Here is a 24,980-nt window from a genome sequence, read left to right on the forward strand (position 1 = left end):
GTCCGCCGCCGGCCCCGCGCCGCGCCGGTCCGCCGCCGGCCCCGCGCCGCGCCGGCCGGGCGGCCCGCGCCGCTGAGCATCTGAGGGGCGGCGGCTCGCCGCCCCGGCTCTCAGCTGTATTCGATCACCAGCCCGTCATGGGCCGGCCGGACATGCGCCGGCAGCCGCGCGCACAGCCGGTCGTAGTCCATCTGGTGGTTCATGTGGGTCAGCCAGGCCCGCTTGGGCTTGAGCCGCTCGATCCATTCCAGGGTCAGTTCCAGATGGGCGTGGGAGACATGCGGCTCCTCCCGCGTGGCATCGACCATCCAGCTCTCGACCCCCTCCAGCGCCGCCCAGGCCCGATCGTCCAGCCGCACCACATCGGTCGAATAGGCGAAGCTGCCGAAGCGGTAGCCCATCGACAGGCTGCGGCCGTGGTCCTGCTCGAATGGCACGATGTCGATGTCGCCGATCCGGAACGGCCCCTCCAGCACATGCGGCACCAGGAACGGGTGGTAGAAGCCTCGGTCCATCTCGACCGAGGTCATGGTGTAGCCGAAGCGTTCCTCCAGCTCCTGCCGCACCGCCGCGTCCATGTAGGTGTTGATCGGCTGCTTGAAGGCCAGCGGCCGCAGGTCGTCGATGCCGTGGATGTGATCGGCATGGGCGTGGGTGTAGAGCAGCGCGTCGACCCGCTTCACCTCGTGGTCCAGCAGCTGCTCGCGCAGGTCCGGCGAGGTGTCGACCAGGATTGTGGTGGTGTCGCTCTGCACCAGGATCGACGGCCGCCGCCGGCGGTTGCGCGGATTGGCCGGGTCGCAGGTGCCCCAGATGCCGCCGACCATCGGCACGCCCATCGAACCGCCGCAGCCGAGGACCGTCACGCGCATCGCTCAGGCCTCTTGTCTCGGAATTTTCGTGAACAGGTTGAAGAAGTTGTCCGTCGTCCTTCGCGCAAAATCTGAGCTTGGAAGGCCGTGCAGCTCGGCCACGCGCTGGGCGGTGTGGGCGACGAAGGCGGGCTCGTTGCGCTTGCCGCGCTTCGGCACCGGCGCGAGGTAGGGCGCGTCGGTCTCGACCAGGATGCGGTCGAGCGGGACGTCCTTGGCGGTGGCGCGGATGTCCTCGGACTTGTTGAAGGTCACGATCCCGGACAGCGAGATATGAAGCCCGAGTTTCACTGATTCTTCAGCCAGTTGCCGCGTTCCGCTGAAGCAATGGATGATGCCGCGCAGCGGTGGCCGGTCGCCGCCCTGCCCCTCCTCTTCCAGGATCCGCAGCGTGTCGGCCTCGGCCTCGCGGGTGTGGACAATGATCGGCAGGTCGGCGATGCGGGCGGCGCGGATGTGGCGGCGGAAGCCCTCCTGCTGCGCCTCGGCCGGACTCAACCCGTAGTGGTAGTCGAGGCCGGTCTCGCCGATGCCGACGATCTTCGGATGGGTGGTGAGGTCGAGGATCTCCTCGACCGTGAGGTCGGTGAAGTCCTTGGCCTCATGCGGGTGCACCCCGACCGCGCCGTAGAGCATCGGAAAGCGCTCGACCAGGGCGATGGTCGCCGGCAGCCGCTCCGGCCGGGTGCAGATGGTCAGCATGCAGCCGATTCCGGCGGCCGTGGCGCGGCCGACCACATCGTCGATCTCCGCGGCGAAATCCGGGAAATCCAGGTGGCAGTGACTGTCGACCAGCATCAGGCGGCGCTCTCCGGCTCGATATAGCGCGGGAACACGCCCTCGGGCTTCGGCAGCGGCGTGCCGGGCACCAGGGCATCGGCGTCGCCGACCCGGGCGAAGCTGCGCGCGTCGTCCGCCACGGCCAACTGGTCGAGCGTCTTCGCCATCGCCTGCGGCATGATCGGCTGCACCAGGATCGACAGGCGCCGCACCGTCTCGGCCAGCACCCACAGCACTGTGGCCATCCGCGCGGGGTCGGTCTTGCGCAGGGTCCAGGGCGCCTGCTCGTCGACATAGCGGTTGGCCTCGCCGACGACGGTCCACACCGCCTCCAGCCCGCGATGGAAGGCCTGGGCGTCGAATTCGCGACGCAGCGTCTCCAGCAGCGCCGGCAGCTGGTCCAGCAGCCCGCGGTCGACCTCGGTCAGGGGGCCGGGCTGCGGCACGCGGCCGTCGCAGTTCTTGGCGATCATCGACAGCACACGCTGGGCAAGGTTGCCGAAGCCGTTGGCCAGCTCGCCATTGGTGCGCTGGACCATGGCGCGGCGCGAGAAGTCGCCGTCCTGGCCGAACGAGACCTCGCGCAGCAGGAAGTACCGCACCGGGTCGAGGCCGTAGGTCTCCACCAGCTCCAGCGGGTCGATCACGTTACCGAGCGACTTCGAGATCTTCTGGCCCTCATTGGTCCACCAGCCATGGGCGAAGACGCGCTTCACCACCGGCAGGCCGGCCGACATCAGGAAGGCGGGCCAGTACAGGGCGTGGAAACGCAGGATGTCCTTGCCGACCATGTGCAGGTCGGCCGGCCAGAAGCGCTTGAAGCTCTCGGCCTGGGTGTCGGGATAGCCGACCGCGGTGAGGTAGTTGGTCAGCGCGTCGACCCACACATACATGATGTGCGCCTCGTCGCCTGGCACCTTCACCCCCCAGTTGAAGGTGGTGCGGCTGATCGACAGGTCGCGCAGCCCCGACTTCACGAAGGCGATGACCTCGTTGCGGCGCGATTCCGGCGCGATGAAGTCCGGGTTGGCCTCGTAGAAGGCCAGCAGCCGGTCGCCCCAGGCCGACAGGCGGAAGAAGTAGCTCGGCTCCTCCACCCAGTCGCATTCGGCGCCGGTCGGGGCGATGCGCTTGCCGTCGACAATGGTCAGCTCGTCCTCGCCGTAGAACGCCTCGTCGCGCACCGAGTACCAGCCGGCATAGCCGCCAAGATAGATGTCGCCATTGGCCTTCATCGCCTCCCAGATCGCCTGCGACGCCTTGATGTGGCGCGGCTCGGTGGTGCGGATGAAGTCGTCGTTGCTGAAGTTCATCGCCGCGGCCAGGTCGCGGAAATTCTGGCTGACCTGGTCGGTGAAGGCCTGCGGGTCGATCCCGGCCAGCTCGGCCGCCTTCTGCACCTTCTGGCCGTGCTCGTCGGTGCCGGTCAGGAAATGCACGTCATAGCCGTCGAGCCGCTTGAACCGCGCCAGCACGTCGCAGGCGAGCGTGGTGTAGGCGTGGCCGATATGCGGCTTGTCGTTGACGTAGTAGATCGGGGTGGTGATGTAGAAGGGCTTCGGCGCCGACATCGCGGCCTCTTTTCGTGCTGTGGCGGCGGTCAGCTGTTGCAGGCGCGCTCGATGCCGATGAACGCCTGCAGGAGGACCTGCTTCCGATCGAGGTTGGACCCGTCCGCCTGGGCGAACAGACGGCGGGTGTTGTCCCACAGCTCCACCCAGCGATCAAGGCCGCCGGCCCTGCCGACCGCACCGACCACACGCTGCATCACCGTCCCCTCGCCCGCCACGATCTCGGGCGGCTCGGTGCCGCGGGCGGCGGCGCGGGCCAGCCGCGCCATCCACCAGACCAGCAGCTCGGTGAACAGCCGCCAGCTCGATTCGGCGGCCACCGGCCCGATCCGGTCGCCCATCTTGTGCACGGCGCGGAAATCGACCCGCGGGAAGTCGTCCAGCAGCGCCACCATGTCGCGATAGAGGCCGAGCCCGCCCTCCTCCAGCAGCGACGTGGCGCGGCCGATGCTGCCCTCGGCCAGGCGCACCAGCGCCGCCCGGTCGGCTGGATCCAGCTCCGGCGCGTGCTCGGCCAGCAGCCGGTCGACCGTCGCATCCGGCAGCGGCTCCAGCGCCAGGTGCCGGCAGCGTGAGCGGATGGTGGGCAGCAGCGCGCCGGGGTTGCCGCAGGTCAGCAGCAGGATGGCGCGGGCCGGCGGCTCCTCCAGGATCTTCAGCAGGGCGTTGGCGCCGTTGCGGTTCATCGCCTCGGCCTCGTCGACGATGACGGCGCGCCAGGCGCCCTCGGCCGCGGTCAGGCGCAGGAACGGGTCGATGCGCCGGATCTCCTCGACCGGGATCTCGCGGCTGCGGCGCTTGCGCTCGTCGTCGCCGTTGTTGCGCTCGATGGTCAGCAGGTCGGCATGGCCGCCGGCGGCGGCGCGGCGGAAGGTCGGGTGCTCCAGCGGCAGGTCGAGACCTGCCGCGTCAGGGCGGCCGCCGGCCATCAGGAAGCGGGCGACACGATGAGCAAAGGTGGCCTTGCCGATGCCGGATGGGCCGGTGATCAGCCAGGCATGCGGCAGCCGGCCGGCGCGGAACGCGTCCAGGAACGCCGCCTCCGCCGCCTCATGGCCGAGCAGCCGGGGGTTGGCGCGGGGCGCCAGCAGGGGCTCGGTCACCTGACGGCCCCCAACTTGAACCTGGCGTCGACGGCGGTCCGGATGGCGGCGGCCACATCGTCGATCGGGCCGGCGGCGTCGATCACGACGCAGCGCTGCGGCTCGGCCGCGGCGATGGCCAGGAAGCCGTCGCGCAGCCGGCGGTGCAGCGCCTCGCCCATCCGCTCATAGCGATCCTCGGCCCCGCGCCGGGCGCCGGCCCGCGCCAGGCCGATTTCGACCGGCACGTCGAGCAGCAGCGTGAGGTCCGGCTTCAGCCCGTCCGTCGCGATCTGGAACAGGGTGTCGAGCACGCCGCGATCCACCCCCTGCCCCACGCCCTGATAGACCAGCGAGCTGTCGGCGTAGCGGTCCGACACCACCCAGGCGCCGCGAGCCAGGGCGGGGCGCACGGTGACGCGCAGATGGTCGCGCCGGGCGGCGAAATGGAGCAGAGCCTCAGTCACGGCGTCCCAGCGGTCGGTGTCGCCCTTGACCAGGAGGTCGCGGATCGCCTCGGCCCCGGGAGAGCCTCCGGGCTCGCGCGTGGTCACGACCTCCAGGCCGCGTTCGGCCAGGGTCGTGGCGAGGCGGCGGAGCTGGGTGCTCTTGCCGGAGCCCTCGCCGCCTTCCAGGGTGATGAACTGTCCGCGCGTGCTCAAGCGATCCGTCCCGATGGTTCGCCTCGGGGACGGGTCTCGTCCGCCAGGGCCAGGCGAGCCCCACCCTAGCGAGTTGCGGACCGCATGATCCAGATGATTGAGACCGTCATCTGCGACGGCCGGGCATTCCCCACGTCTGGCCGGCCGTTACTCCGCGACGATGCGCGCCCCGGGATAGCCGGCATCGGCGATCTGCTTCAGGGCGCTCGATGCGGCCTTGGGGTCGATGAAGGGGCCGATGCGCAGTTCGATCGCGCCGGAACCAGCGGCGGTCGAGACCGGTCCGAAGCGGCGCAGAGCTTCGGACAGCGTGGCCACCTGCTGCGGCCGGGTGACCTTGGCGGCGGCGACGAAGAGGCCGGTCGGCTTCCCCTCGTCCTCGGCGCGGCCGACGATCTCCGGCATCCGGGCGGGCAGCGCCGGCGCCGGCGGGACGGCGATATAGGGCACGTCGCCGACATCGGCCGGGCCGCCGGCGGAGGCGACCTGGCTGCGCCGCGCCTGCTGCCGCTGCAGTTGCAGCGCCTGGTAGCGCGTCTCTTCTTCGAGCACCTGGATCTTGACCCGGGCCGAACCGCTGCCGCGGAAGCCCAGCAACTCCGCACCACGGGCGGACATGTCGATGATCTTCGACCGCACGAACGGGCCGCGGTCGTTGATCCTGACGATCAGCGTCCGACCGTTGTCGAGGTTGGTGACCTTGACCAGGCTGGGCATCGGCAGGCTGCGGTGCGCGGCGGTGACGAGACCGCTGTCGAAGCGTTCGCCGCTGGCGGTCTTCCGGCCGTGGAAGCCGGGCCCATACCAAGTGGCGTCGCCGACTTGCACGGAATCGCGATCGGTGCGCGCCACGTAGCGCACGCCGTTAATGGCGACGACACCCGGATCGGCGGGTCGTTGGACAGTCGGCCGTTCAGCGATGCTCCCCTTCCCGGACTGGGTGGGAGCGCATCCGGTGGCGACCAGTGCCACACCGATGGCTGCAACGACGGCGAGCCCCGATCGACGATCCGTGTTCCTGCGGGTAGATCTCACGCAGAAGGCACGGCGTCCGGACCGGGTCAGGTTCGGTTCGGCAGTCATGTTGATCGATATGTCATAAGAACCGGGGCCGGGTCCAGCTTTTTCGGTCCGTCTCGGTTCGTTGCTTCTGCAACTGACCTGTCGGCCGACCCGAAACGGCACCCGCGATCCCCGATCTGCCTGGGTATTTCTACATACTCTCATAGGTTGTATTGGACGGCAGAGAGATTCAACAGGAGACTATTATCCTCACCAAACCCGGGCGAAATCAAAACGCTATGCGAATTTTCGGAGAGCCGAAATGTCCCGAAGGCTGCCGGCCGTCGAACCGGCAGCCGTCTGGAGTCTAGACCAGCTGTTTCGCGACCATCGCGGCCTGGCCGATGCCGGCCGAGATCGACGCGAAAAAGGGGTCCAGCGCGACATCGCCGATCGCCCAGACATTCGGCAGGCGGGTCCGGCAGCGTTCGTCGACGCGCAGGAATCCCCGCTCATCGATCAGGCTGGTGTCGTTCAGGAAAGACGTATTCCCCGTGACCCCGATGCGCACCAGCACGGCGGCGCACGGCAGGATGCGGATTTCGGAGCCCTGCTCGATCTCGACACCTTCGACCCGATCGCGTCCGACGATCCGCAGCACCCGCGCCGGCGCCCGGACCTCGATGTTTGCGGTCTTCGCCATCCGGTCGAGGAAGCGGTCCTGCCCGCGAAAGACTGGCGACCTGTGCACCAGGACCACCCGCGCCGCCGCCTCGGCCAGCAGCAGCGCGTTTTCGACGGCGCGGTCGCCGCCCCCGACGATCACCACGGTCCGTCCGGCGAAGCGCTGCGCATCCTGCGAGGCCGAATACACCTCGCCGCGCCCGATCATCTCGGCTTCGCCGGGGATGCCGAGGGTCTTCTGCCGGCTGCCCGAGGCGATGATCAGCCGGTCATAGCCATACGGCCCCGTGGTCGTCCGAACGACGCCGGACTCCGGATCGATCCCTTCCACCACGATGTTTTGGCGGATCTGCACGCCGAGGGCCGAGGCATGCGCCGCAAGCCGTGCGGCGAGGTCCGGACCCGCAACCTCGGGAATTCCCGGAAAGTCGGGAATGAGGTTGCCGATCGAGAGCAACTGGCCGCCCGGCCGGTCATGGCTGTCCAGCACGATGGGGTGGAGGTCGAAGCGCCGCAGCCAAATGGCCGCGCTCAAGCCGGCCGGGCCCGCCCCGATGACGATGATCTTCTGCACCGGTGACCGCATTCCCATCGCATCGATCGCACGCCCGTCGGGGGGCAGCAGGCAAACCAGCCTATCGCGCCGGCCCCGGTGCATCAATCGGCTGGCTGGAGACGGGCCATACGCCGGGGACCCAGTCTCGCTCAAGAAAAACCCCGGCTGAAGCCGGGGTTTCCTTTTCACGTCCGGACCTCGACGAACCGATCAGGGATCGTCGCGCAGCCGGCCGCCGAGCGCCGCGCTGACCGAGGCGATGAAGGCGCCGATCAGCAGCGACAGGAAGGTGGCGAAGGCCGTCGTCAGGCCGGCCTTGCGGGCGGCATCGGCCGCCTGCTTCGCCTTCACGGTTGCGGCGTCGATCTGCGCCACGACCTCACCGACCCGCTTCTCCGCATCGGCCTGGCTCAGGCCGGTCCGGCTCGCCACGACCTGGGCGAGGTAGCTCTTGTCGGCGTCCGGCAGCGTACCCGTGGCGGCGCCGTTCACCAGGATGCGAGTCACCTCCTGGCGCGCATCGGCCCGGTCCGCCGTCGCCACCTGGCTGCCGGGCGGCTGCCGGAACAGCTGGTCGACGAAGTAGCCGGTCGGGTCGCCTGGCGCGGCGTTCGACGCGGCGGCCGTCGCGCCCTGCGCCGCACCGGCGGCGACGGTTGCCCCGGCCTGCACCCCGGTCGAGGCGGCGCCGAAGGCGATGCACGCCAGCAGTGCTGCGACGAGCAGGGTCGAGACGCACCACGCCAGCAGGCCGTGGGCGGTGTCGCGGAAGAACACCTCGTCGGTGTGGACATCGGTCCAGCGGGTCCGCAGCCGACCGGTGACGTAGCCGCCGAGGCCGGAGGCGATCCACTGGATCACCAGGAACCCGATCGCCGCGGTCACGGCGAAGGTGCCGGCGCCGACCCCGGTGTTGGACCAGGGCGAGACGATGGACAGCCCGAAGCCCGTGCCCAGGACCATCAGGGCGAGCGTGACCGCGGCGGCGACCGCGGCACCGGCGAAGATCGCGCCCCAGGACACCGCTGAAGCGGTCTCCGCGGCCACCGGGACCACGCCCCGGGAGTCCGAGAATGTGGTGGTCATGTCCTGGTTCTCCTCAGTGGAACAGAAGCGCCAGGATGATGATCACCGGGATGGGAACACCGAGCAGCCAAAGAAGAATTCCGCGGCCCATTTTGGCCTCCAAGAAAAGGACTGATGCTTAGCCAATAGTGGGTCGGATGGTTTCGTTCCGCTTTCTCCGATCGGCAGCGTCCGGGCCGATGTCAGGGAAATGCGAAGATCGCCTCGTCGGGATCGGGGATGCCCAGGATCGCGCGAGGGATCAACTGGGCGGCCATCGCGCTGAAGGTGAAGCCGTTGCCGCCAAAGCCGAGGATTGCGAAGCCGCGGCGCATCCCGGGAATCCGGCCGATGGTCGGCAGGCCGCTCCGGCTTTCGCCGAAGCTGCCGGTCCAGCGGTAGTCCGGCGTCGGGTCGATCGCCGGCCACAGCGCGGCGACCCGGCGGGCGATCGCAGCGCTCTTGCTGCCGATCAGCGCGTCGCGCTTGTCCTCGTCGGCGAAGGGCTCGTCCTTGCCGCCGGCGACGACGCGTCCGTCCGCGGTGGTGCGGGCGTAGAAATACGGGTCGCTGGCATCCCACACCAGCGCCCGGCTGCGCCACAGCCGGTCGGGCTGCGGCGCGGTCGCGATCGCCCAGGTGGAATTGATGTCGTGCGCCGCGGGCGGGATGAACGGCATCAGCTCGTAGCCGGTGGCGAAGACGGCGAAGCGGGCGCGGATCTCCGGTCCGCCGGCGGTGGCGATGACGATTCCGGAGCGGGTCTCCTGGACCTCTGTGGCCTCGACCGGCGCATGCAACGCGGCCCCTCTCCGGCCGGCGGAGCGCCACAGCCCGCCGACCAGCCGAAGCGGATCGGCCTCGGCATTGCCGGCCGAGACGATGGCGCCGGCGGCGTCGATCGAGGTCAGGTCATGCAGCGCCACGCTGTCGACGAAACGCGAGCGCAGGCCGATCCGCAGCCGGGCCTCGCACTCCCGGCGCAAATCCTTCAGGCCTAGTGTGGTGCCCGGCAGGTAGACCGAGAGGCGGTCCCGGAACTTCGGGCGCAGGCCCAGGTCGCGGATCCGCGTCCGGAGGTGATCCACGGCCGCGGCGGACCGCCAATAGGCCCGGGCGGCCCGCGCCTCGCCGATCTCGTCCGTCAGCTGGATCAGGGGCCGGTCGATCTCGGTGGCCAGCAAGGCGGTGCTGGCAGCCGAGGAGCCGCGCCCGAAATCGCGGCGATCGATGGCGATGACGCTGAGGCCGGCCTGCAGGATCGCGTCGGCGACGAGAGCGCCCGAGACGCCGCCGCCGACAATGGCGACATCCGCCTCGTGGTCCCCGTCCAAAGCCGCCGCGGGGATGCCCGGCATGCCGTGGGCGGACCAGACGGGCTGGCCGGATCTGAGGTCGAGCCGTTCGGGCATGTGGATCACCGTCCGTGTTCGGGCAAAAGGCCGGAGACACGGCGGGATCCGCAGTCCTGCGCAATCGGTCGTTGCCTCGAGGCGTCAATGTCGTGGGCCCGTCGCCGGTTCCCTTCGCTTGCCGTCCGGCGGGACGACCCAGGATCCGATGCGGCCGAGGGAACAACTTCCCATCGTCCGGCATTGAGCTGTCACCGCCCGTCATCACCCTCCCGACGAGCATCCGAATCTCGCAGATGCGAACGAAGGAAGATCGCGACATGGCCACCCGAGCTCCGGCATCGACGAAGCATCAGGTTCTCGCCGCCTATCAGAGCAGCCGTCAGGCCGGCGACGACGAATGGACCGCCTGCGAGAAGGCTTTGCTGGCCTTCGCACGCCAGCACCCCGAGGCCTCCAGTGAATTCGCCAACACCTTCATCTCCACCGCGCTGTGGGAGCGCTATGTGTCGTCCCGCCTGGATGCGGAGTGGGAGTCGATTCCGGCATCGCGCGCGGCTCACCCGGCCAGCCACGCCGCCGGCTGATCCCGGCGCAACCCCTTCGGAAACCGGTTCGCGCAACCCGATTGCTCATTGCGGGATTCCCAAGGAACCAAGGCGCTTCGAAAGTGTTATGGGGCCGAACACGCCGCTCCTTGCATTGTCGACGGGTTTTTCGCCATGCAACCTCCTGCGACACCATCGGCAGGGCTTCCCGGTACCGGGAACGGTGACGGGTTCGAAACCACCCCCCTCCCCGACGTTCGGCGCGGCGTGGCCCGTCCGCAGATCGAGATGCTGGATCCCGCAACCCGGGCTCTGCTGGCGCATCCGGACGCCCAGGACATGCAGGTTGCGGCGGGCGGGATCATCCTTGCTGAAGGTGATCAGAATCCGCCGCTGGCCGTGATCCGGTCCGGTTGGGCGGCCCGTTGCAAATCCTTGCCCGACGGGCGCCGCCAGATCCTCGCCTTCCTGCTGCCGGGCGACCTCATTGGTTTCCAGGCGCAGTTCGCCGGGGCCGCGGCGACCTCCGTCGAGGCGATCACCGATGTCCATCTGCGGTCCTGCCGGCCGGACAGCATCCGCCGCCCCGCGGATGCTGTCGCAGCACACGTCATCGCGCTCATGGCGGTCAAGCAGATCGAGCTGCAGGACGCGCTGCTCTCGCTTGGCCAGCGCACCGCCGCCGAGCGCATGGCCGCTCTCTTCCTCGACCTGTTCGAGCGCGCCGCGTCACGACAGATGCTCAGGGCCGGCGCCCTGCCGATGCCGTTGACGCAGAGCCATCTCTCCGCGGCCCTCGGGGTCAGCCCGGTGCACGCCAACCGTGTCATCGGCAAGCTTCAGCGCTCAGGCGCGGTCAGGCTGCAACGCGGCCGCCTGCAGATCCTGGATCTGGGACTGCTGTGCGAGGCAGCGCTGCGGCCGATGCCCGCGGCGTTGGCGCAGATCTTCGGCCGGCCGACATCGCTCCCCACGGCCGCTCCTGTGCCGCACGCGGCCCCGGCCAAGCGCATCCTCGTCGTCGAGGACGAATTCTTCCTGGCGCATCAGGTCGAAGACATCCTGGTGCGGATGGGTCTGGAGGTCGTCGGCCCCTGCGCTTCGCTGCAGGAGGCGATCCGGATCTCGGAGACGCAGCCGCTCGATGCGGCGCTGCTGGATGTGCATCTCGGGCAGGACGCGCTGGTCTATCCTGTGGCCGAGCAACTGCGCCGGCGCAACATCCCCTTCTCGTTCCTGACGGGTTACCTTGACCATGACCTCGGGCGTTTCCCGGCCGAGCAGGTTCTGAGCAAGCCGTTCCAACGGAAGCAGCTGGAGCTCGCCGTCGAGGGCCTGATCCGCTGAGAGACCGTTTGTAAATGCTACTGGCGCGGCCGTCTGGCAGCGGTCTCTCCGGTTCTCGAAACCACCACCAGCCGACTCACGCCAGCGCATTTCCAAACGGTCTCTGAGGATCCCTCAGATCATGCGCTCGATCGCGATCGCCTGATCCGAGCTGTCGACCAGATCCATCAGTTGCGACGGATCGAACTCGAGGCCGTCCTCGCCGAGAAGAGCGATGGCCAGGGTGCAGACGATCGCGCTCTTCTCGTTGTCCGACAGCGGGTCGTCCTTGCGCATCATCAGCTGTCGCAGCCAGGTCGCCAATTCGAGCGACGACATTCTCTCGGCGACGACCTGATCCAGCAGCGCCCGCGTCAGATAGGCGGCGCCCTCGAATTCGGCCCGGTCGTTCGAATCGTCGGTGTGGGGCGGCGGGGACTGTTTCATCACGCCGCGGAGGCTACGACAACTTCGCCCGCAAAAAAACCTCCGCCGTTTCCAGTGGTCTTTTCTCCCGCTCGGCGAAGGCCGGATTTCGGAACCAACCGAGACGCTGCACCGCGCCTGCCCCGCCTCCCGGCGTAAGGTCAGGTCCCCATGACCTCGGCCAGGGCGGCCTTGAGCATCCCCAGGTCGTAGGGCTTCTGCAGATAGGCGAAGGCCTCGGACGGCGACGGAGGGACCGCCGCCTGGCAATAGCCGGTGGCGATGACGATGGGCAGCCGCGGCCGCACCTGCCGCAGCGTCAGGGCCAGATCGTGGCCGCTGCCATCGGGCAGGCCGAGATCGATGATGGCGACATCGATCCGCTCGCCGGTGCGCTGCATCACGGCGAGGGCCTCCGCGGCGGATCCGGCCTCCTCGACCGTCGTCCCGAGCTCCTCCAGCAGGTCGACCGCCACCATCCGGATCAGCGGCTCGTCCTCGACGAGGAGCGCGACGTCGACGGATTTCGTCGTCGTGGACCGCGACGGGTCCGCATGCTCGGATTCCATCATGCGGGCGGCGCGCCAGTCATCCATCGTCTTCCTCCCGGACATCCTCGGCCTCGCGGCGGACTGCCTGCAGCAACGGGACATTCCCGCACGGAGTTCCCCGCGCCCGCACGCAATCCCGGATGAGCAATCCTAAGGCGTGGCGGTCCTGGCGCTGACCAGGGCCTGCTCGAGCTGTTCGAAGGTGAGGGCCTGGACAGGACGGGGCTGGAAGTCCGGGTCCAGGCCGGCCCGGCCGTAGCAAAAGAGCGCGACGATGATCAGACCGTCAATACTTGCCCTGAGCGCCGGGGGCCGCCTCGCCGCACCGAGAGTGAACGGCAGTCATTGGCTCACCTGGAAAATGACCGAACACATCATTTGATAAAAACTCCGTACATCATTTGATAATAGATCGGGTCAGTATCCAAAAATAAATCCGACTAACATTTGTTTATAAAACAGAATTAGACCCGCATATTGCCTCGATTTGTCCGTTTCTGCGCGCCTTTAGTCTCAGAAAAACGATGCGGTGACATAAACTTGGCGGAACATTGGCGCGGCCTCTCCGTTTGTCTGGCAGATTCACAAACGGGGGTATCCTCCCATGCCTGCAGTCTCTGCCGCGACCGAACGTCAGTTCCTTTCGACCGTCGCGCCCTGCATGCCCGATCTCCGGCGCTACGCCATGTCCCTGGCCCGCAACCCCGCCGATGCCGACGACCTGGTTCAGGAGACCATGCTGCGCGCCACCCTGAAGCTGCATCTCTGGCAGCCCGGCACCAACATCATGGCCTGGCTGGTGGTCATGATGCGCCGCCTCTACCTCTCCAAATTCGTCAGCGGCGCCCACAACAAAGCCGAGATGATCCCGATCGACGACTGGGATGCCGCGGTGCCCGCGACCCAGACCCAGGCGATCGAGCTGCGCGAGCTGGAATCGCGCTGGCCCAAGCTGTCCAAGCATCATCGCGAGGTGCTGGAGCTCGTCGCCATCATGGGGGCGTCCTACGAGGAGGCGGCCGAGCGCTTCCAGGTCCCGGTCGGCACCATCCGGTCGAGGTTGGGCCGCGCCCGCATCTGCCTCCGCGACGAGCAGGCGGCTCACTGAGCCCCGGGCTGCTTCCGGCGCTGATGGCCGCTGACCTGCACGCCGTCCTCCGGCCGCAGATACAGGAAGCCCGGGATCGAGAGCAGCGGGATGATGGCCATCAGCAGGAACACCTCATGGAAGCGCTCCGGGGTCAGCACATGGCTCTCGAAGCTGACGAGGCCCAGCAGCATGGCGCCGACCGAGACGCCGAAGCTGACGCTGAGCTGCTGCAGCACGCCGCCGAGGCTGGTGGCCCGGCTGAGCTTGTCGGCCGGCATGTCGGCATAGGACAGCGTGTTCGAGGTCATGAACTGCATCGACCGCAGCAGGCCGAACAGGAAGATGTAGCCGAGCAGCAGCCAATGCGGCGTGTCGGGCTGCATCAGGGCGAAACCGGCGACTCCGGCGGAGCCCAGCGCCGCGCTGAGGATCAGAACCCGGTCGAAGCCGAGGCGGCGCAGCAGCGGTGACAGCGCCGGGCGGATCAGCAGCGCGCCGAGGCTGCTGACGAAGGTCAGCGAGCCGGAGACCACGGGGCTTTCGCCGAATCCGACCTGCAGCATCAGCGGCAGCAGGAACGGCACCCCGTTCAGGCCGATCCGGCACAGCCCGCCGGCGAGGGTGCCGACCCAGAACGACCGCAGGCGGAACAGCGTCAGGTCCACCGCCGGCGCCCGCACCCGGCGGGCATAGCGCCCGAAGGCCAGCAGCAGCAGGATGGCGGCAAACAGCACCGCCCCGATCGCCGGCACCGGAATGGTCGGCCGGCCGATGTTCTCGAGGCCGTATTGCAGCAGCGCGACGCCCGCCCCGACCATCAGGAAGCCGCGATAGTCGAACCGCGCCATGACCTCGCCGCGGACATCCTCGATGAAGCGCAGCGCCATCACGATGCCCAGGCAGCCGAACGGCACGTTGACGTAGAAGATCCAGCGCCACGACGCGTAGGTGGTGAGGACGCCGCCGAGCAGCGGCCCGATCACCGGCCCCAGAATCGCCGGCAGGGTCATGTAGGTCATCGCCGTGACCAGCTGGCTGCGCGGAAAGCTGCGCAGCAGGATCAGCCGCCCCACCGGCGTCATCATGGCGCCGCCCAGCCCCTGCAGGGCCCGCATCGCCAGCAGCATGCCGAAACTGTCGGCCATGCCGCACAGGGCCGAGCCGACCGTGAAGGTGCCCAGCGCCAGCGCGAAGATCCGGCGCGCGCCGAACCGGTCGGCGAACCAGCCGCTGACCGGGATGAACACGGCCAGGGTCAGGATGTAGGTGGTCACCGCCAGGTTCAGCCGCAGCGGCGTGGTGCCGAGGCTGACCGCCATGTCCGGAATCGCGGTGGTGATGATGGTGGAGTCGAGCTGCTCCATCAGGAAGGCGATGGCGACGATCATCGGGATGATCACGCGCAGCCGCGGGTCGCGCTGGGTCGCGAACGACTGCTGGTCCGGTGCGCTGTCCGATGCCGCCATGCGACCGGGTTTAGCCCCCTGCGCAACCGCTTGCACCCCGTCGCGGCCCGCCACATGGAAGGGTTGCGGGCGAAGCATGTGTGATAGGCCGCCGCGGCTCCGAGAAGGCGCGACCGGGCCCGCGATATCGGCCTCGCTGCCGCCACATTGGGTTTGCTTTCTCAGGCCCCCGGCCGCTCCGCGAGCGCCCTTCCCCGGAGAGGATGTCACTTGAGAGATATCGCAAAGGCGGCCCTGCCGCTGGCCCTGGCCGCCGCCTCCCTGTTCCCGATGGCCGGCCAAGCCGCCAATCGCGCCGATGCCGTCACCGCCGCCGTGGACGGTGCCTTCCGCCCCCTGCTGCAGCAATACGACGTGCCCGGCATCGCCGTCGCCGTGACGGTCGACGGCCAGGAATACTTCTTCAACTACGGGGTGGCCTCGAAGGCGAGCGGCGCGCCGGTGACCCGGGACACGATCTTCGAGATCGGTTCGGTCAGCAAGACCTTCACTGCCACGCTGGCCTCGGCCTCCCAGGTCCTCGGCAAGGTCTCATTCGACGATCATCCCGGGACCTTCATGCCGCAGCTGCGCGGCACCGCCGTCGACAAGGCCAGCCTGCTCGACCTCGGCACCTTCACGGCGGGCGGATTCCCGCTGCAGTTCCCCGATGCGGTGACCAACGATGCCGAGATGCTGGCCTATTTCCAGAAGTGGAAGCCGGACGCCGCGCCGGGCACGCAGCGGCGCTATTCCAACCCCAGCATCGGCCTGTTCGGGCATATCGCCGGGCTGGCGATGAAGGCCGACTTCGCCGGGCTGGTCGAGACCGAGATCTTCGCCAAGCTGGGCCTGGCCCACAGCCATATCCGGATGCCGGCGGCTGAGATGGACGCCTATGCCTGGGGTTACAACAAGGCCGGCCAGCCGGTCCGGGTGAATCCCGGCGTGTTCGACGCCGAAGCCTATGGCGTCAAATCCACCGCCGCCGACATGATCCGCTTCGTCGAGGCCAACATCCGGCCGGAGACGCTCGAGCCGCCGCTGCGCCAGGCGATCGAGGGCACCCATATCGGCTACTCCAAGGTCGGCGGGATGGTGCAGGGGCTGGGCTGGGAGCAGTATCCCTATCCGGTCACACTGGATCGGCTGCTGGCCGGCAACTCCAACCAGATGAGCCTGGAGGCCAATGCCGCGACGCCGCTGACGCCGCCGCAGGTCCCGGCGGGACCGACCCTGTTCAACAAGACCGGGTCCACCAACGGCTTCGGCGCCTATGTCGCGTTCGTGCCGGACCGCAAGATCGGCATCGTGATGCTGGCCAACCGGAACTTCCCGATCTCGGCCCGCGTCACGGCGGCCCATGCCGTCCTTGAGAAGCTCTCGGCGGGCGCGCCGTAAGTCCGGAGACTCCGCCCGTCGCGCGCCTGGGTCGGGCGTGCGACGGGCGCTCTATGATGGCCGGTCCGGCTTCGGCTTCGCCCGGCTGTCGTTCACCTTCCTGGCGGCCAGCACCTTCCGGCCGCGCTTGCGCCAGCTCACCGCGTGGCGGACCGCCGGCGGTGGTGGGCCCTGGTGCAGCCGGCCGACGCAGTCGATCAGCTCACGGTCGGCGGCGGTCAGCCGGGCCAGCAGCCGCAGATGCTGGTACCAGCTGTCGACGAAATAGACCTCGCTCCATTTCAGCCGGTCGGCGGCGTCGCGGAACAGCGACCAGCGGCTGGCGCCGTTGCGCAGCCGGACCTCGCGCATCCGGGCCGTGGCGCGGACGAAGTCGCGCTCCTGCTCCGGATCGATGCGGTATTCGACCACCACCATCACCGCGTCGCGCCGCGGATCGATCGGCAGCGCCGGCAGCTCCAGCTTGCGGGCCGGCGCCGATCGCAGGTCGACCAGGGCGATGTCCGGGATCTTCAGGCGCCACAGCGCCCACAGCGCGCCCAGCAGCAGGGTCGCGCCGCTCGCCGCCAGCGCGGCATCGACGCCGATGCCCTCGGCCAGCGCGCCCCACACCACCGACCCCAGCGCCAGCCCGCCATACAGCGCCATCTGGTAGACCGCCATGGCGCGGGCCTTGACCCAGTCCGGCACCAGCATCTGCACCGCGGTGTTGTAGGTCGAGACCACGGCGATCCAGGCGACGCCGCCGAGGAACAGCACCGGCAGGATCACCGCGACGAGGTGGACGGTGCCGAGGACCAGCAGCACCGTGGCGAAGCTGAAGGCCGAGACCGAGATCAGCCAGCTGGTGCCCAGCCAGTCCCGCGCCGGCTGGACGATGAAGCCGCCGCACACCGCGCCGATACCCAGCGCGCCGAGCAGGATGCCGTAGCCGACCGCGTCGTCGCCCATCCGGGCCATCGCGACCAGCGGCAGCAACGCCCAGACCGAGCTGGCGCAGAAGCCGAAGATGATCGACCGCGTCGCCACCCGCCGCGTCACCAGCGAATGCCGGGCGAAGCGCAGGCCGCCGGTCACCGCCTCGCGCAGGGTCTCGGGCGGCAGCGTCGACCGCGTCGGCCGCCAGCCCCAGGACCAGATGGCCGTGGCCAGCCCGGCGAAGCTGACGGTGGCGATCAGGAACACCCAAGGGGCGCCCAGCGCGGCCAGCAGCAGCCCGCCGATCGCCGGCCCCAAAGCGCGAGCGACGTTGTAGTTGATCGAGTTCAGCAGGACGGCGCTGGCCACCGCCGGCTTCGGCACCATGTCGCCGACCGCCGCCTGCCAGGCCGGTCCCTCCAGGGCGTAGCCGACGGCGATCAAGAGGGTCAGCCCGATCAGCCCGAACGGCTCCAGCAGGTCGAGGAAGCCGAGCACGGTCAGGATCAGGCCGCCGAGGATGCAGCACCCCTCCCCGGCCAGGATCATCTTGCGTCGGTCGTAGATGTCGGCCAGCGCCCCGGTGGGCAGCGACAGCAGCACCAGCGGCACCGCGGTCGCCACCTGGATCAGCGCGATCAGGAGCGGGCTCGCCGCCATGACGGTGAGCTCCCAGGCGGCGGCGACCGACTGCGCCCAGTCGCCGAGATTGGCGAACAGCCCGGTGAACCAGACCAGGCGGAAGATCGGGAAGGCCAGCGCCTCGAAGAACGGGGCCAGAAGCCTGGACGGTGCCGGCTCGGCGCCGCGCTCCACCCGAAGATCGTCCTTGGCGCCGACGGCCTGCTGCATCCGGCAAGTCTAGGCGACCTTGCCTAGCCTCCGCAAAGGCCATGGTGGAAACCACCCCGCTGGGCCGGGAGACGCTCCATCACGAATTGGGTTTTTGCATTATCAAAATGCATTCCGACTTGCAGCTACCGGTCGCCGTCGTAAGATGGCGGAGGGACCGGGATTCGAACCCGGGCACAGGGAGATCGAGCGATGCGCGACCGTCCGGGCCATGGCGTCAAGCTGTCCTACTACGATTTCGGCCAGACGCCGTTCTTCGCCCTTCAGGCCGACCAGCGCGTCTCCTACTGCCTCTACGTGCCGCGCGACTACGCGGAGGACGGCGACAAGCGCTACAGCCTGGCTGTGCTGATGCACGGCACCGGCCGCACCGTCGACACCTATCGCAACGGCTTCAAGCGCTTCGCCGACGCCCAGGACTGCATCCTGCTGGTGCCGCTGTTCCCCGCCGGGCTGATCGAGCCGGCCGACGTGTCGAACTACAAGCGCCTGGCCTTCCACGACATGCGCTTCGACCTGCTGCTGCTGGCCATGGTCGACGAGGTGGCGGCGAAGTACCGGGTCGATGCCGACCGCTTCCTGATGTTCGGCTTTTCCGGCGGTGGCCATTTCGTCCACCGCTTCCTCTACGTCCATCCCGACCGGCTGCTCGGCGTCAGCATCGGCGCGCCGGGCTCGGTCACGCTCTTGGACTGGGACCATGACTGGTGGGTGGGCCTGCGCGATTTCGAGGCCCGCTTCGGCCGGCCGGTGGACATCGCGGCGATGCGGCGGGTGGCGGTGCAGATGGTGATCGGCGCCGAGGACACCGAGACCTGGGAGATCGTGACCAAGCCCAGCGATCCCGGCTGGATGGACGGGGCCGACCTGGCCGGCGCCAACCGCCAGGACCGCATGCGGTCATTGCGGGAGAGTTTCGAGCGCCACGGCATCGCGGTGCGCCAGGACACCGTGCCCGGCGTCGGCCATGACGGCGGCCGGGTGCTGGCGCCGGTCGAGGATTTCTTCGTCCAGACGCTGGCGGAGGCCCGATCCAAGGCCTGACCGGTTCTGTTCAACGAAAAAATCATGGGGAGGTTCGTGATGACCAAGCTGCGTCCCTGGATCGGCGTCCTCGCTCTCCTCCTTGTGCCCGGCATGGCGCACGCCGAGGCCCCGGCGCCGCGCCAGACTCCGCTGCTGTCGATCGCGCTCAACGCCGACATCCGCAGCAGCAATCCGGGGGTGCAGCGCGACTTCAACTCCGACGTCGTGCTGCATCATGTGGTCGAGGGGCTGGTGGCGCCGCGCGAGGACCTGACCGTGGCGCCGCTGCTGGCCGCGGGCATCGACGTGTCGGCCGACGGCACCGCCTACACCTTCCATCTCCGCGACGGCGTCCGCTTCCATGACGGCAAGCCGCTGACCTCGGCCGAGGTGGCGTGGAGCTGGAAACGCTATCTCGACCCGGCGACGCAGTGGCAGTGTCTCGACCGCTTCGACGGCCGCAACGGCCCGAAGGTGACGGCGGTGGAGACGCCGGATGCGCGCACCGCGGTGTTCCGGCTCGACCGGCGCAGCGCCATGTTCCTGGTCAACATGGCCAGCATCCAGTGCGACGCGGTGATCCTGAGCCCGTCCTCGGTCTGCCCGGACGGCGCCTGGGTCAAGCCGGTCGGCACCGGCCCCTATGTCTTCGGCGACTGGCAGAAGAACCGCTATCTCGAGCTGACCCGCTTCCCCGGCTACAGCCCCCTGCCCGGCTCGCGCGACGGCATGGTCGGCGGCCGCCAGGCGCTGGCGGAGCGGCTGCGTTTTGTCGTCATTCCCGACCGTTCGGTGATGAACGCGGCCCTCCAGGCCGGCCAGGTCGACATCATCAACGATGTCGGCCCGACCGAGATGAACGCGATGAAGGCGATGGGCGCTCAGGTGACGGTGACGCCGACCCTGTCCTGGGCGGTGCTGCTGCTGCAGACCCGCGACCCGCTGCTGTCCGACGTCCGGGTGCGCCAAGCCCTGGCCCGGGCGATCGACGGCAAGCAGGTGGCCGAGGCGGCGAGCTTCGGCCTCGCCACCCCCAACCCCTCGGCCGTCGCCGCCGCCAGCGCCTACCACACCCAGGCCGAGGCGGCGTGGCCGGCCTTCGACCCGGCCGCGGCCGCGAAGCTGCTGCAGGAGGCCGGGCACGCCGGCGCCACCCTGCGGATCCAGACCAACAACCGCCCGACCGGCCAGTACGAGGCGGCGCTGATGCTCCAGGGGCTGCTGGCCGGCGCCGGCATCGACGCCCAGCTCGACACGCTGGACTGGGCGACCCAGCTGCAGAACTACCGCGAGGGCAAGTTCCAGGCCTCGGTCTTCACCTTCTCCGGCCGGGCCGACCCGGCGCTGGCCTATGATTCCATCGTCGGCAGCAAGGACGAGGACCCGACCAGCCAGTGGGAGGATCCGCAGGCGATCGCCTGGCTGGACGAGGCCAAGACGGTGGAGGACAAGGCGGCGCGGCAGGCGGTGTTCGACAAGCTGCACGCCCGCATGGCCGAGCAGGTGCCGGTGATCGGCCTGTTCAACCTGGCGCAGGTCACCGCGGCCGGGCCGAAGGTCCGCGGCTATGCCGACTGGGCGCCGGGCAACCCCCGGCTGTGGGGCGTGTGGAAGGCGGAGTAGGTCACGATCCTCGACGACAGCCACGACACGCTGCGCATCGTCGCCTGCTTCTGTACCTTCAACACCGAAATTCAGCTCCACCGTCACCGGGACCATCGAGAAATGACCGCCTCGCCTCCCTTTCTCGACCTTCCCGATCGCCTTGCTGCCGGCCGCACGCCCTGCGCGGTGATCTTCGGAGCCGGACACGGCAGCACCTATCCCGGCAAGGACAGCAGCGGCCATGCCTTGGCCGCCGACGCCATCCGGGTTGCGAGCCACGAGGATGCCAGGCTGATCGAGCATTGGGATTTCGATCTCGGCGGCCCGCTGTTCGATGGCGGGCCGGTCTCTTGCATCGACGCGGGCGACATCGCGACCAACCTGCATGACAATGCCGGCAACCGGGCGCGGATCGAGGCGAAGACGCGCGCGGTCCTGGCCCTGCCGGCCGTGCCGATCCTGCTCGGCGGCGACTGTTCCGTGACATTTCCCTTCCTCGCCGGCTTTGCGGATCACGGGCCGGTCTGGATCCTGCAGATCGACGCCCACATCGACTGGCGCGACGAGGTGGACGGCGAGCGCTACGGATATTCGAGCCCGATGCGCCGGGCGAGCGAGATGCCGCATGTCGCCGGCATGGTGCAGGTCGGCCTCCGCAGCGTCGGCAGCGCGCGCTTCGCCGACGTCGAAGCGGCGCGGCGCTACGGCAGCCGCTTCGTGACCGCCCGCGAAATTCACGCCCAAGGCGTCGAAGCCGCTCTACGGCATATCCCGGAAGGAGCACGGGTCGTCGTCACGCTCGACTGCGACAGCCTCGATCCCGGCATCATGCCGGGCGTGGCGGCGCGCACGCCCGGCGGCCTCACCTACACCCAGGTGATCGATCTGATCGCGGGCCTCGGCCGGCGAGCCCGGATCGCAGGATTCGACCTTGTCGAGCTCTATCCTCCCGCCGACATCGACGGCCTGTCGGCCCTGACCGCCGCGCGCCTTCTCGTCAATGCGATCGGCACCATCGTCCGGCAGGTGTGAAACCTGAGCCGCGGCCGGCCTACACGCCGGAATTGCCACGGATCACGCTGCGCAGGGTGAAGGCGGACTGGATGCGCGACACGCCAGGCATGCGCGACAGCTGCTCCTTGTGGATGCGCTCGTAATCGGCGGTGTCGCGGGCGACCACGCGCAGCAGATAATCCGACATGCCCGTCATCAGGTAACACTGGTCGACCTCGGGGCATTTCCGCACCGCCGCCTCGAAGCGGGCGAGATACTCCTCGGTCTGGCGCTCCAGCGTGATCTGGACGATGGCGATGGTCGGGTTGGCCACGTCGGGCTCGTCGATCAGCGCGGTGTAGCCACGGATGATGCCGGCATGCTCCATCAACTGGCGCCGGCGCAGGCAGGCCGATTGCGACAGCCCGACCGCCTCGGCCAGGTCGGAATTGCTCATCCGCCCGTCGCCGCGCAGCAGCTGGATGATCTTGCGGTCGATGGCGTCGAGCGAGGTCATGTGTGGTTTCTGCGAAAAGCGCCGAATTTGCTGCGAACACCTGACCATCCGGCCGCAGAAGGATCAATGGAAATCAAGGATCAGCGGGGGCCTCCCGCCGTATTCTGAGGGCGTTCCGATCCCCTGCGGTCAGGCCCCATGCACAGCCCCCTCCCCGACCTGTCCGGCGCCACGCTGACCGTCGATCTCGGCGCGATCCGCGACAACTGGCGGACGCTGCGCGGGCGGCTCGGCCGCACCGCCTGCGCCGCGGTGCTGAAGGCCGACGCCTACGGGCTGGGCGCCGACCGCGTCGCCCCGGTGCTGGCCGCGGCGGGCTGCCGCCACTTCTTCGTCGCCCATCTCGAGGAGGGCATCGCGCTGCGGCCGCATGTGCCGGAGGCGGCGGAAATCTCCGTGCTGCACGGGCTGATGCCGGGCTGCGAGGACATCGCCCTCGCCCACAACCTCACCCCGGTGCTGAACAGCCTGGAGCAGGTCGAGGCCTGGGCCGCCCTGGCGCGGTGCCGCGAGACCAGGCTGCCGGCGGCGTTGCAGCTCGACACCGGCATGTCGCGCATGGGCCTGGCTCCGGCCGAGCTGGACCGCATCGCCGCCGAGCCGCACCGGCTGGACGGCATCGACCTGCGCCTGGTGATGAGCCACCTCGCCTGCGCCGAGCAGCCGGACAACCCGGCCAACGGGATGCAGCGCCTGCGCTTCGACGTCGCCCGCCGTGCCCTGCCGGCCGCGCCGGCGTCGCTGGCCAATTCCTCCGCCATCTTCCTCGGCCCCGCCTTCCATTACGACCTCGCCCGGCCCGGCGCCGCGCTGTACGGCCTGGCCCCGACCATCGGGGCGCCGAACCCGCTGCATCAGGTGGTGCGGCTGCAGGCGCGGGTGGTGCAGACCCGCATCATCGCGGCCGGCGATGCCGTCGGCTACGGCCTGCACTTCCGCGCCGATGGGCCGCGCCGCATCGCCACCCTGGCGGTCGGCTATGCCGACGGTTTCCCGCGCAGCCTGGGCCATCGCGGCGCCGCGGCGTATCTCGGCGACGTTGCCCTGCCGGTCGTCGGCGCGGTGTCGATGGACTCGATCACCCTCGACGCCTCTGCCCTGCCCGAAGGTGCGCTGCGCCCCGGCACCCTGGTCGACCTGATCGGCCCGCAGCGCAGCGTCGACGGCCTCGCCGCCGAGGCCGGCACCATCGGCTACGAGATCCTGTCCCGTTTCGGCCGCCGCTTCCGGCGCGACCATGTCGACGCCGCGCCGGCCGCCCCCCAGTCATCCGCCTTGGTTCTCGCCCCCTTGGATCTCGAAGGAGTCCCGTCGTGAAGGTCATCGTCCTCGGCGCCGGCGTCATCGGCGTGACCACCGCCTATTACCTCGCCCGCTCCGGCCACGACGTCACCGTGATCGACCGCCAGGACGGGCCGGCGAACGAGACCAGCTTCGCCAATGCCGGCCAGGTCTCGCCGGGCTATTCCGCGCCCTGGGCGGCGCCGGGCGTGCCGCTGAAGGCGATCAAGTGGATGCTGATGCAGCACAGCCCCTTCGTGCTGCGCCCGCAGCTGGACCCGCGGCAGTGGCTGTGGCTGGCGCAGATGCTGCGCAACTGCACCGCCGGCCGCTATGCCGTGAACAAGGCCCGGATGGTCCGGCTGGCCGAGTACAGCCGCGACTGCCTGGTGCAGCTGCGCGCCGACACCGGCATCGCCTATGACGACAAGGCCCAGGGCACGCTGCAGCTGTTCCGCACCCAGAAGCAGGTCGACGCCGCAGCCAAGGACATCGCCGTGCTGCAGGAGGCCGGTGTCCCCTACGAGGTGCTGGACCCGGCCGCCTGCGCCGTGGCCGAGCCGGCCCTGGCCGCGGTCAGCGGCAAGATCACCGGTGGCCTGCGCCTGCCGGGCGACGAGACCGGCGACTGCTTCAAGTTCACCAACAACCTGGCGAAGCTGGCCGCCGCTCTCGGCGTGACCTTCCGCTGGGGCGCCAGGATCGCCGGGCTGCAGAGCGACGGCAGCCGCATCGGCGGCGTGGCGCTGGAGGGCGGCGAGATCCTGCGCGCCGACAGCTATGTGCTGGCGCTGGGCAGCTACTCCCCGCTGCTGCTGAAGCCGCTGGGCATCGAGATCCCGGTCTATCCGGTCAAGGGCTATTCGATCACCGTGCCGGTGACCGAGGCCGACGGCGCGCCGGTCTCAACCGTGATGGACGAGACCTACAAGGTGGCGATCACCCGGCTGGGCGACCGCATCCGGGTCGGCGGCACCGCCGAGCTGGCAGGGTTCAGCAGCAAGCTGTGGGACGCGCGCCGGGCGACGCTGGAGCATTCGGTCACCGACCTGTTCCCGCGCGGCGGCGACGTCAGCCGTGCCAGCTTCTGGACCGGCATGCGGCCGATGACGCCGGACGGCACCCCGGTGGTCGGCCGCACGCCCTATGGCAACCTGTTCCTCAACACCGGCCACGGCACGCTGGGCTGGACCATGGCCTGCGGCTCCGGCCGGGTGATGTCGGACATCCTGTCCGGCCGCCGCGCCGAGATCGACCTGGAAGGGCTGGCGATGGACCGCTACCGCTGGGCCGACCTGACCGGCATCCGCGCCCCGCAGGGCGGCCGCGGACCGGTCGGCGCCCCGATCCCGCAGGCGGGGTGAGGGCGGCTTCT

Annotated in this window: 23 protein-coding genes; 9 read left to right on the forward strand and 14 right to left on the reverse strand. The window is 69.3% G+C overall.

What is annotated here, in order from left to right; genetic code table 11:
* Positions 1 to 110: 110 nt before the first annotated feature.
* From AB4112_RS26810 to AB4112_RS26850, 9 genes are all read right to left on the reverse strand, one after another.
* The gene (locus tag AB4112_RS26810) at positions 111 to 872 is read right to left on the reverse strand and encodes an MBL fold metallo-hydrolase (protein ID WP_309799399.1); all 762 of its coding nucleotides are present in this window, start codon (positions 870 to 872) and stop codon (positions 111 to 113) included.
* A gap of 3 nt (positions 873 to 875) precedes the next feature.
* The gene (locus AB4112_RS26815; protein ID WP_309799397.1) at positions 876 to 1,670 is read right to left on the reverse strand and encodes a TatD family hydrolase; all 795 of its coding nucleotides are present in this window, start codon (positions 1,668 to 1,670) and stop codon (positions 876 to 878) included.
* The gene (gene metG / locus AB4112_RS26820) at positions 1,670 to 3,223 is read right to left on the reverse strand and encodes a methionine--tRNA ligase (protein WP_309799395.1); all 1,554 of its coding nucleotides are present in this window, start codon (positions 3,221 to 3,223) and stop codon (positions 1,670 to 1,672) included. Before metG ends, AB4112_RS26815 begins: the two co-directional genes overlap by 1 nt.
* Before the next feature lie 29 nt (positions 3,224 to 3,252).
* Positions 3,253 to 4,326, reverse strand: coding sequence for a DNA polymerase III subunit delta' (locus tag AB4112_RS26825; protein ID WP_309799394.1), 1,074 nt, complete (start codon positions 4,324 to 4,326; stop codon positions 3,253 to 3,255).
* The gene (gene tmk, locus AB4112_RS26830; RefSeq protein WP_309799393.1) at positions 4,323 to 4,967 is read right to left on the reverse strand and encodes a dTMP kinase; all 645 of its coding nucleotides are present in this window, start codon (positions 4,965 to 4,967) and stop codon (positions 4,323 to 4,325) included. The genes AB4112_RS26825 and tmk overlap by 4 nt, the downstream gene beginning before the upstream one ends.
* A gap of 147 nt (positions 4,968 to 5,114) precedes the next feature.
* A complete protein-coding gene (locus AB4112_RS26835; protein WP_309799391.1) occupies positions 5,115 to 6,050 on the reverse strand; it encodes a septal ring lytic transglycosylase RlpA family protein in 936 nt (311 codons plus the stop codon).
* A 286-nt stretch (positions 6,051 to 6,336) separates the two neighbouring features.
* Positions 6,337 to 7,227: an NAD(P)/FAD-dependent oxidoreductase gene (locus tag AB4112_RS26840; RefSeq protein ID WP_309799390.1), complete on the reverse strand. Its 891-nt coding sequence runs from the start codon at positions 7,225 to 7,227 to the stop codon at positions 6,337 to 6,339.
* 192 nt (positions 7,228 to 7,419) lie between these two features.
* On the reverse strand, positions 7,420 to 8,295 hold the full coding sequence (locus AB4112_RS26845; protein WP_309799388.1) for a hypothetical protein: 876 nt from the start codon (positions 8,293 to 8,295) through the stop codon (positions 7,420 to 7,422).
* Between the two features lie 182 nt (positions 8,296 to 8,477).
* Complete coding sequence (locus AB4112_RS26850; RefSeq protein ID WP_309799386.1) at positions 8,478 to 9,686, reverse strand: NAD(P)/FAD-dependent oxidoreductase; 1,209 nt, start codon at positions 9,684 to 9,686, stop codon at positions 8,478 to 8,480.
* Between the two features lie 236 nt (positions 9,687 to 9,922).
* On the opposite strand from AB4112_RS26850, the gene AB4112_RS26855 reads away from it, so the two are divergent.
* Both AB4112_RS26855 and AB4112_RS26860 read left to right on the forward strand, forming a co-directional pair.
* Complete coding sequence (locus tag AB4112_RS26855; protein WP_309799384.1) at positions 9,923 to 10,213, forward strand: hypothetical protein; 291 nt, start codon at positions 9,923 to 9,925, stop codon at positions 10,211 to 10,213.
* Between the two features lie 249 nt (positions 10,214 to 10,462).
* Entirely contained in the window at positions 10,463 to 11,521 is a 1,059-nt protein-coding gene (locus AB4112_RS26860) for a helix-turn-helix domain-containing protein (protein ID WP_309799382.1), read from the forward strand.
* A gap of 114 nt (positions 11,522 to 11,635) precedes the next feature.
* Here the strand turns inward: AB4112_RS26860 and AB4112_RS26865 are convergent, their stop codons facing one another.
* On the reverse strand, positions 11,636 to 11,947 hold the full coding sequence (locus AB4112_RS26865; RefSeq protein WP_309799380.1) for a hypothetical protein: 312 nt from the start codon (positions 11,945 to 11,947) through the stop codon (positions 11,636 to 11,638).
* A gap of 140 nt (positions 11,948 to 12,087) precedes the next feature.
* Positions 12,088 to 12,522, reverse strand: coding sequence for a response regulator (locus AB4112_RS26870; protein ID WP_309799379.1), 435 nt, complete (start codon positions 12,520 to 12,522; stop codon positions 12,088 to 12,090).
* Between the two features lie 616 nt (positions 12,523 to 13,138).
* Between AB4112_RS26870 and AB4112_RS26875 the strand changes: the two genes are divergently transcribed.
* The gene (locus AB4112_RS26875) at positions 13,139 to 13,585 is read left to right on the forward strand and encodes a sigma-70 family RNA polymerase sigma factor (RefSeq protein ID WP_441724075.1); all 447 of its coding nucleotides are present in this window, start codon (positions 13,139 to 13,141) and stop codon (positions 13,583 to 13,585) included.
* Here the strand turns inward: AB4112_RS26875 and AB4112_RS26880 are convergent.
* Positions 13,579 to 15,033, reverse strand: a complete 1,455-nt coding sequence (locus AB4112_RS26880; RefSeq protein ID WP_309799375.1) for a DHA2 family efflux MFS transporter permease subunit — start codon at positions 15,031 to 15,033, stop codon at positions 13,579 to 13,581. The two genes, AB4112_RS26875 and AB4112_RS26880, sit on opposite strands and share 7 nt — an antisense overlap.
* A gap of 270 nt (positions 15,034 to 15,303) precedes the next feature.
* Here AB4112_RS26880 and ampC point away from each other — a divergent pair, with 270 nt between their 5' ends.
* Positions 15,304 to 16,413 (forward strand): class C beta-lactamase, encoded by a 1,110-nt coding sequence (gene ampC, locus AB4112_RS26885; RefSeq protein WP_441724221.1) that lies wholly within the window; start codon positions 15,304 to 15,306, stop codon positions 16,411 to 16,413.
* A 51-nt stretch (positions 16,414 to 16,464) separates the two neighbouring features.
* On the opposite strand, the gene AB4112_RS26890 is transcribed toward ampC, so the two are convergent.
* Entirely contained in the window at positions 16,465 to 18,183 is a 1,719-nt protein-coding gene (locus AB4112_RS26890; RefSeq protein ID WP_309799371.1) for an MFS transporter, read from the reverse strand.
* Between the two features lie 192 nt (positions 18,184 to 18,375).
* On the opposite strand from AB4112_RS26890, the gene AB4112_RS26895 reads away from it, so the two are divergent.
* The 3 genes from AB4112_RS26895 (at position 18,376) to AB4112_RS26905 (ending at position 21,846) form a co-directional block, all read left to right on the forward strand.
* The gene (locus AB4112_RS26895; protein ID WP_309799369.1) at positions 18,376 to 19,227 is read left to right on the forward strand and encodes an alpha/beta hydrolase; all 852 of its coding nucleotides are present in this window, start codon (positions 18,376 to 18,378) and stop codon (positions 19,225 to 19,227) included.
* A 39-nt stretch (positions 19,228 to 19,266) separates the two neighbouring features.
* Complete coding sequence (locus AB4112_RS26900; RefSeq protein ID WP_441724078.1) at positions 19,267 to 20,832, forward strand: ABC transporter substrate-binding protein; 1,566 nt, start codon at positions 19,267 to 19,269, stop codon at positions 20,830 to 20,832.
* Positions 20,833 to 20,934: 102 nt separating this feature from the next.
* Complete coding sequence (locus AB4112_RS26905; protein WP_441724080.1) at positions 20,935 to 21,846, forward strand: agmatinase; 912 nt, start codon at positions 20,935 to 20,937, stop codon at positions 21,844 to 21,846.
* Between the two features lie 19 nt (positions 21,847 to 21,865).
* Here the strand turns inward: AB4112_RS26905 and AB4112_RS26910 are convergent, their stop codons facing one another.
* On the reverse strand, positions 21,866 to 22,324 hold the full coding sequence (locus AB4112_RS26910; RefSeq protein ID WP_441724082.1) for an Lrp/AsnC family transcriptional regulator: 459 nt from the start codon (positions 22,322 to 22,324) through the stop codon (positions 21,866 to 21,868).
* Between the two features lie 138 nt (positions 22,325 to 22,462).
* On the opposite strand from AB4112_RS26910, the gene alr reads away from it, so the two are divergent.
* Together alr and AB4112_RS26920 are read left to right on the forward strand one after the other, a co-directional pair.
* Complete coding sequence (gene alr, locus AB4112_RS26915; RefSeq protein WP_441724084.1) at positions 22,463 to 23,641, forward strand: alanine racemase; 1,179 nt, start codon at positions 22,463 to 22,465, stop codon at positions 23,639 to 23,641.
* Complete coding sequence (locus tag AB4112_RS26920; protein ID WP_441724086.1) at positions 23,638 to 24,969, forward strand: D-amino acid dehydrogenase; 1,332 nt, start codon at positions 23,638 to 23,640, stop codon at positions 24,967 to 24,969. Before alr ends, AB4112_RS26920 begins: the two co-directional genes overlap by 4 nt.
* Positions 24,970 to 24,980 lie beyond the last annotated feature (11 nt).

The organism is Inquilinus sp. 2KB_23 (assembly GCF_052115705.1).
In the GTDB taxonomy this organism is placed as follows: Bacteria; Pseudomonadota; Alphaproteobacteria; order DSM-16000; family Inquilinaceae; genus Inquilinus; species Inquilinus ginsengisoli_A.

Bases quoted from the DNA above. Each gene is read 5' to 3' on its own strand.
- AB4112_RS26835 (WP_309799391.1), bottom strand. From the start codon at position 6,050: ATGACTGCCGAACCGAACCTGACCCGGTCCGGACGCCGTGCCTTCTGC.
- AB4112_RS26890 (WP_309799371.1), bottom strand. From the start codon at position 18,183: ATGCAGCAGGCCGTCGGCGCCAAGGACGATCTTCGGGTGGAGCGCGGC.
- AB4112_RS26860 (WP_309799382.1), top strand. From the start codon at position 10,463: ATGCTGGATCCCGCAACCCGGGCTCTGCTGGCGCATCCGGACGCCCAG.
- AB4112_RS26875 (WP_441724075.1), top strand. From the start codon at position 13,139: ATGCCCGATCTCCGGCGCTACGCCATGTCCCTGGCCCGCAACCCCGCC.
- AB4112_RS26855 (WP_309799384.1), top strand. From the start codon at position 9,923: ATGCGAACGAAGGAAGATCGCGACATGGCCACCCGAGCTCCGGCATCG.
- AB4112_RS26880 (WP_309799375.1), bottom strand. From the start codon at position 15,033: ATGGCGGCATCGGACAGCGCACCGGACCAGCAGTCGTTCGCGACCCAG.
- AB4112_RS26810 (WP_309799399.1), bottom strand. From the start codon at position 872: ATGCGCGTGACGGTCCTCGGCTGCGGCGGTTCGATGGGCGTGCCGATG.
- alr (WP_441724084.1), top strand. From the start codon at position 22,463: ATGCACAGCCCCCTCCCCGACCTGTCCGGCGCCACGCTGACCGTCGAT.
- metG (WP_309799395.1), bottom strand. From the start codon at position 3,223: ATGTCGGCGCCGAAGCCCTTCTACATCACCACCCCGATCTACTACGTC.
- AB4112_RS26845 (WP_309799388.1), bottom strand. From the start codon at position 8,295: ATGACCACCACATTCTCGGACTCCCGGGGCGTGGTCCCGGTGGCCGCG.
- AB4112_RS26870 (WP_309799379.1), bottom strand. From the start codon at position 12,522: ATGGATGACTGGCGCGCCGCCCGCATGATGGAATCCGAGCATGCGGAC.
- AB4112_RS26865 (WP_309799380.1), bottom strand. From the start codon at position 11,947: ATGAAACAGTCCCCGCCGCCCCACACCGACGATTCGAACGACCGGGCC.
- AB4112_RS26900 (WP_441724078.1), top strand. From the start codon at position 19,267: ATGACCAAGCTGCGTCCCTGGATCGGCGTCCTCGCTCTCCTCCTTGTG.
- ampC (WP_441724221.1), top strand. From the start codon at position 15,304: ATGGCCGGCCAAGCCGCCAATCGCGCCGATGCCGTCACCGCCGCCGTG.
- AB4112_RS26905 (WP_441724080.1), top strand. From the start codon at position 20,935: ATGACCGCCTCGCCTCCCTTTCTCGACCTTCCCGATCGCCTTGCTGCC.
- AB4112_RS26850 (WP_309799386.1), bottom strand. From the start codon at position 9,686: ATGCCCGAACGGCTCGACCTCAGATCCGGCCAGCCCGTCTGGTCCGCC.
- AB4112_RS26815 (WP_309799397.1), bottom strand. From the start codon at position 1,670: ATGCTGGTCGACAGTCACTGCCACCTGGATTTCCCGGATTTCGCCGCG.
- AB4112_RS26910 (WP_441724082.1), bottom strand. From the start codon at position 22,324: ATGACCTCGCTCGACGCCATCGACCGCAAGATCATCCAGCTGCTGCGC.
- AB4112_RS26895 (WP_309799369.1), top strand. From the start codon at position 18,376: ATGCGCGACCGTCCGGGCCATGGCGTCAAGCTGTCCTACTACGATTTC.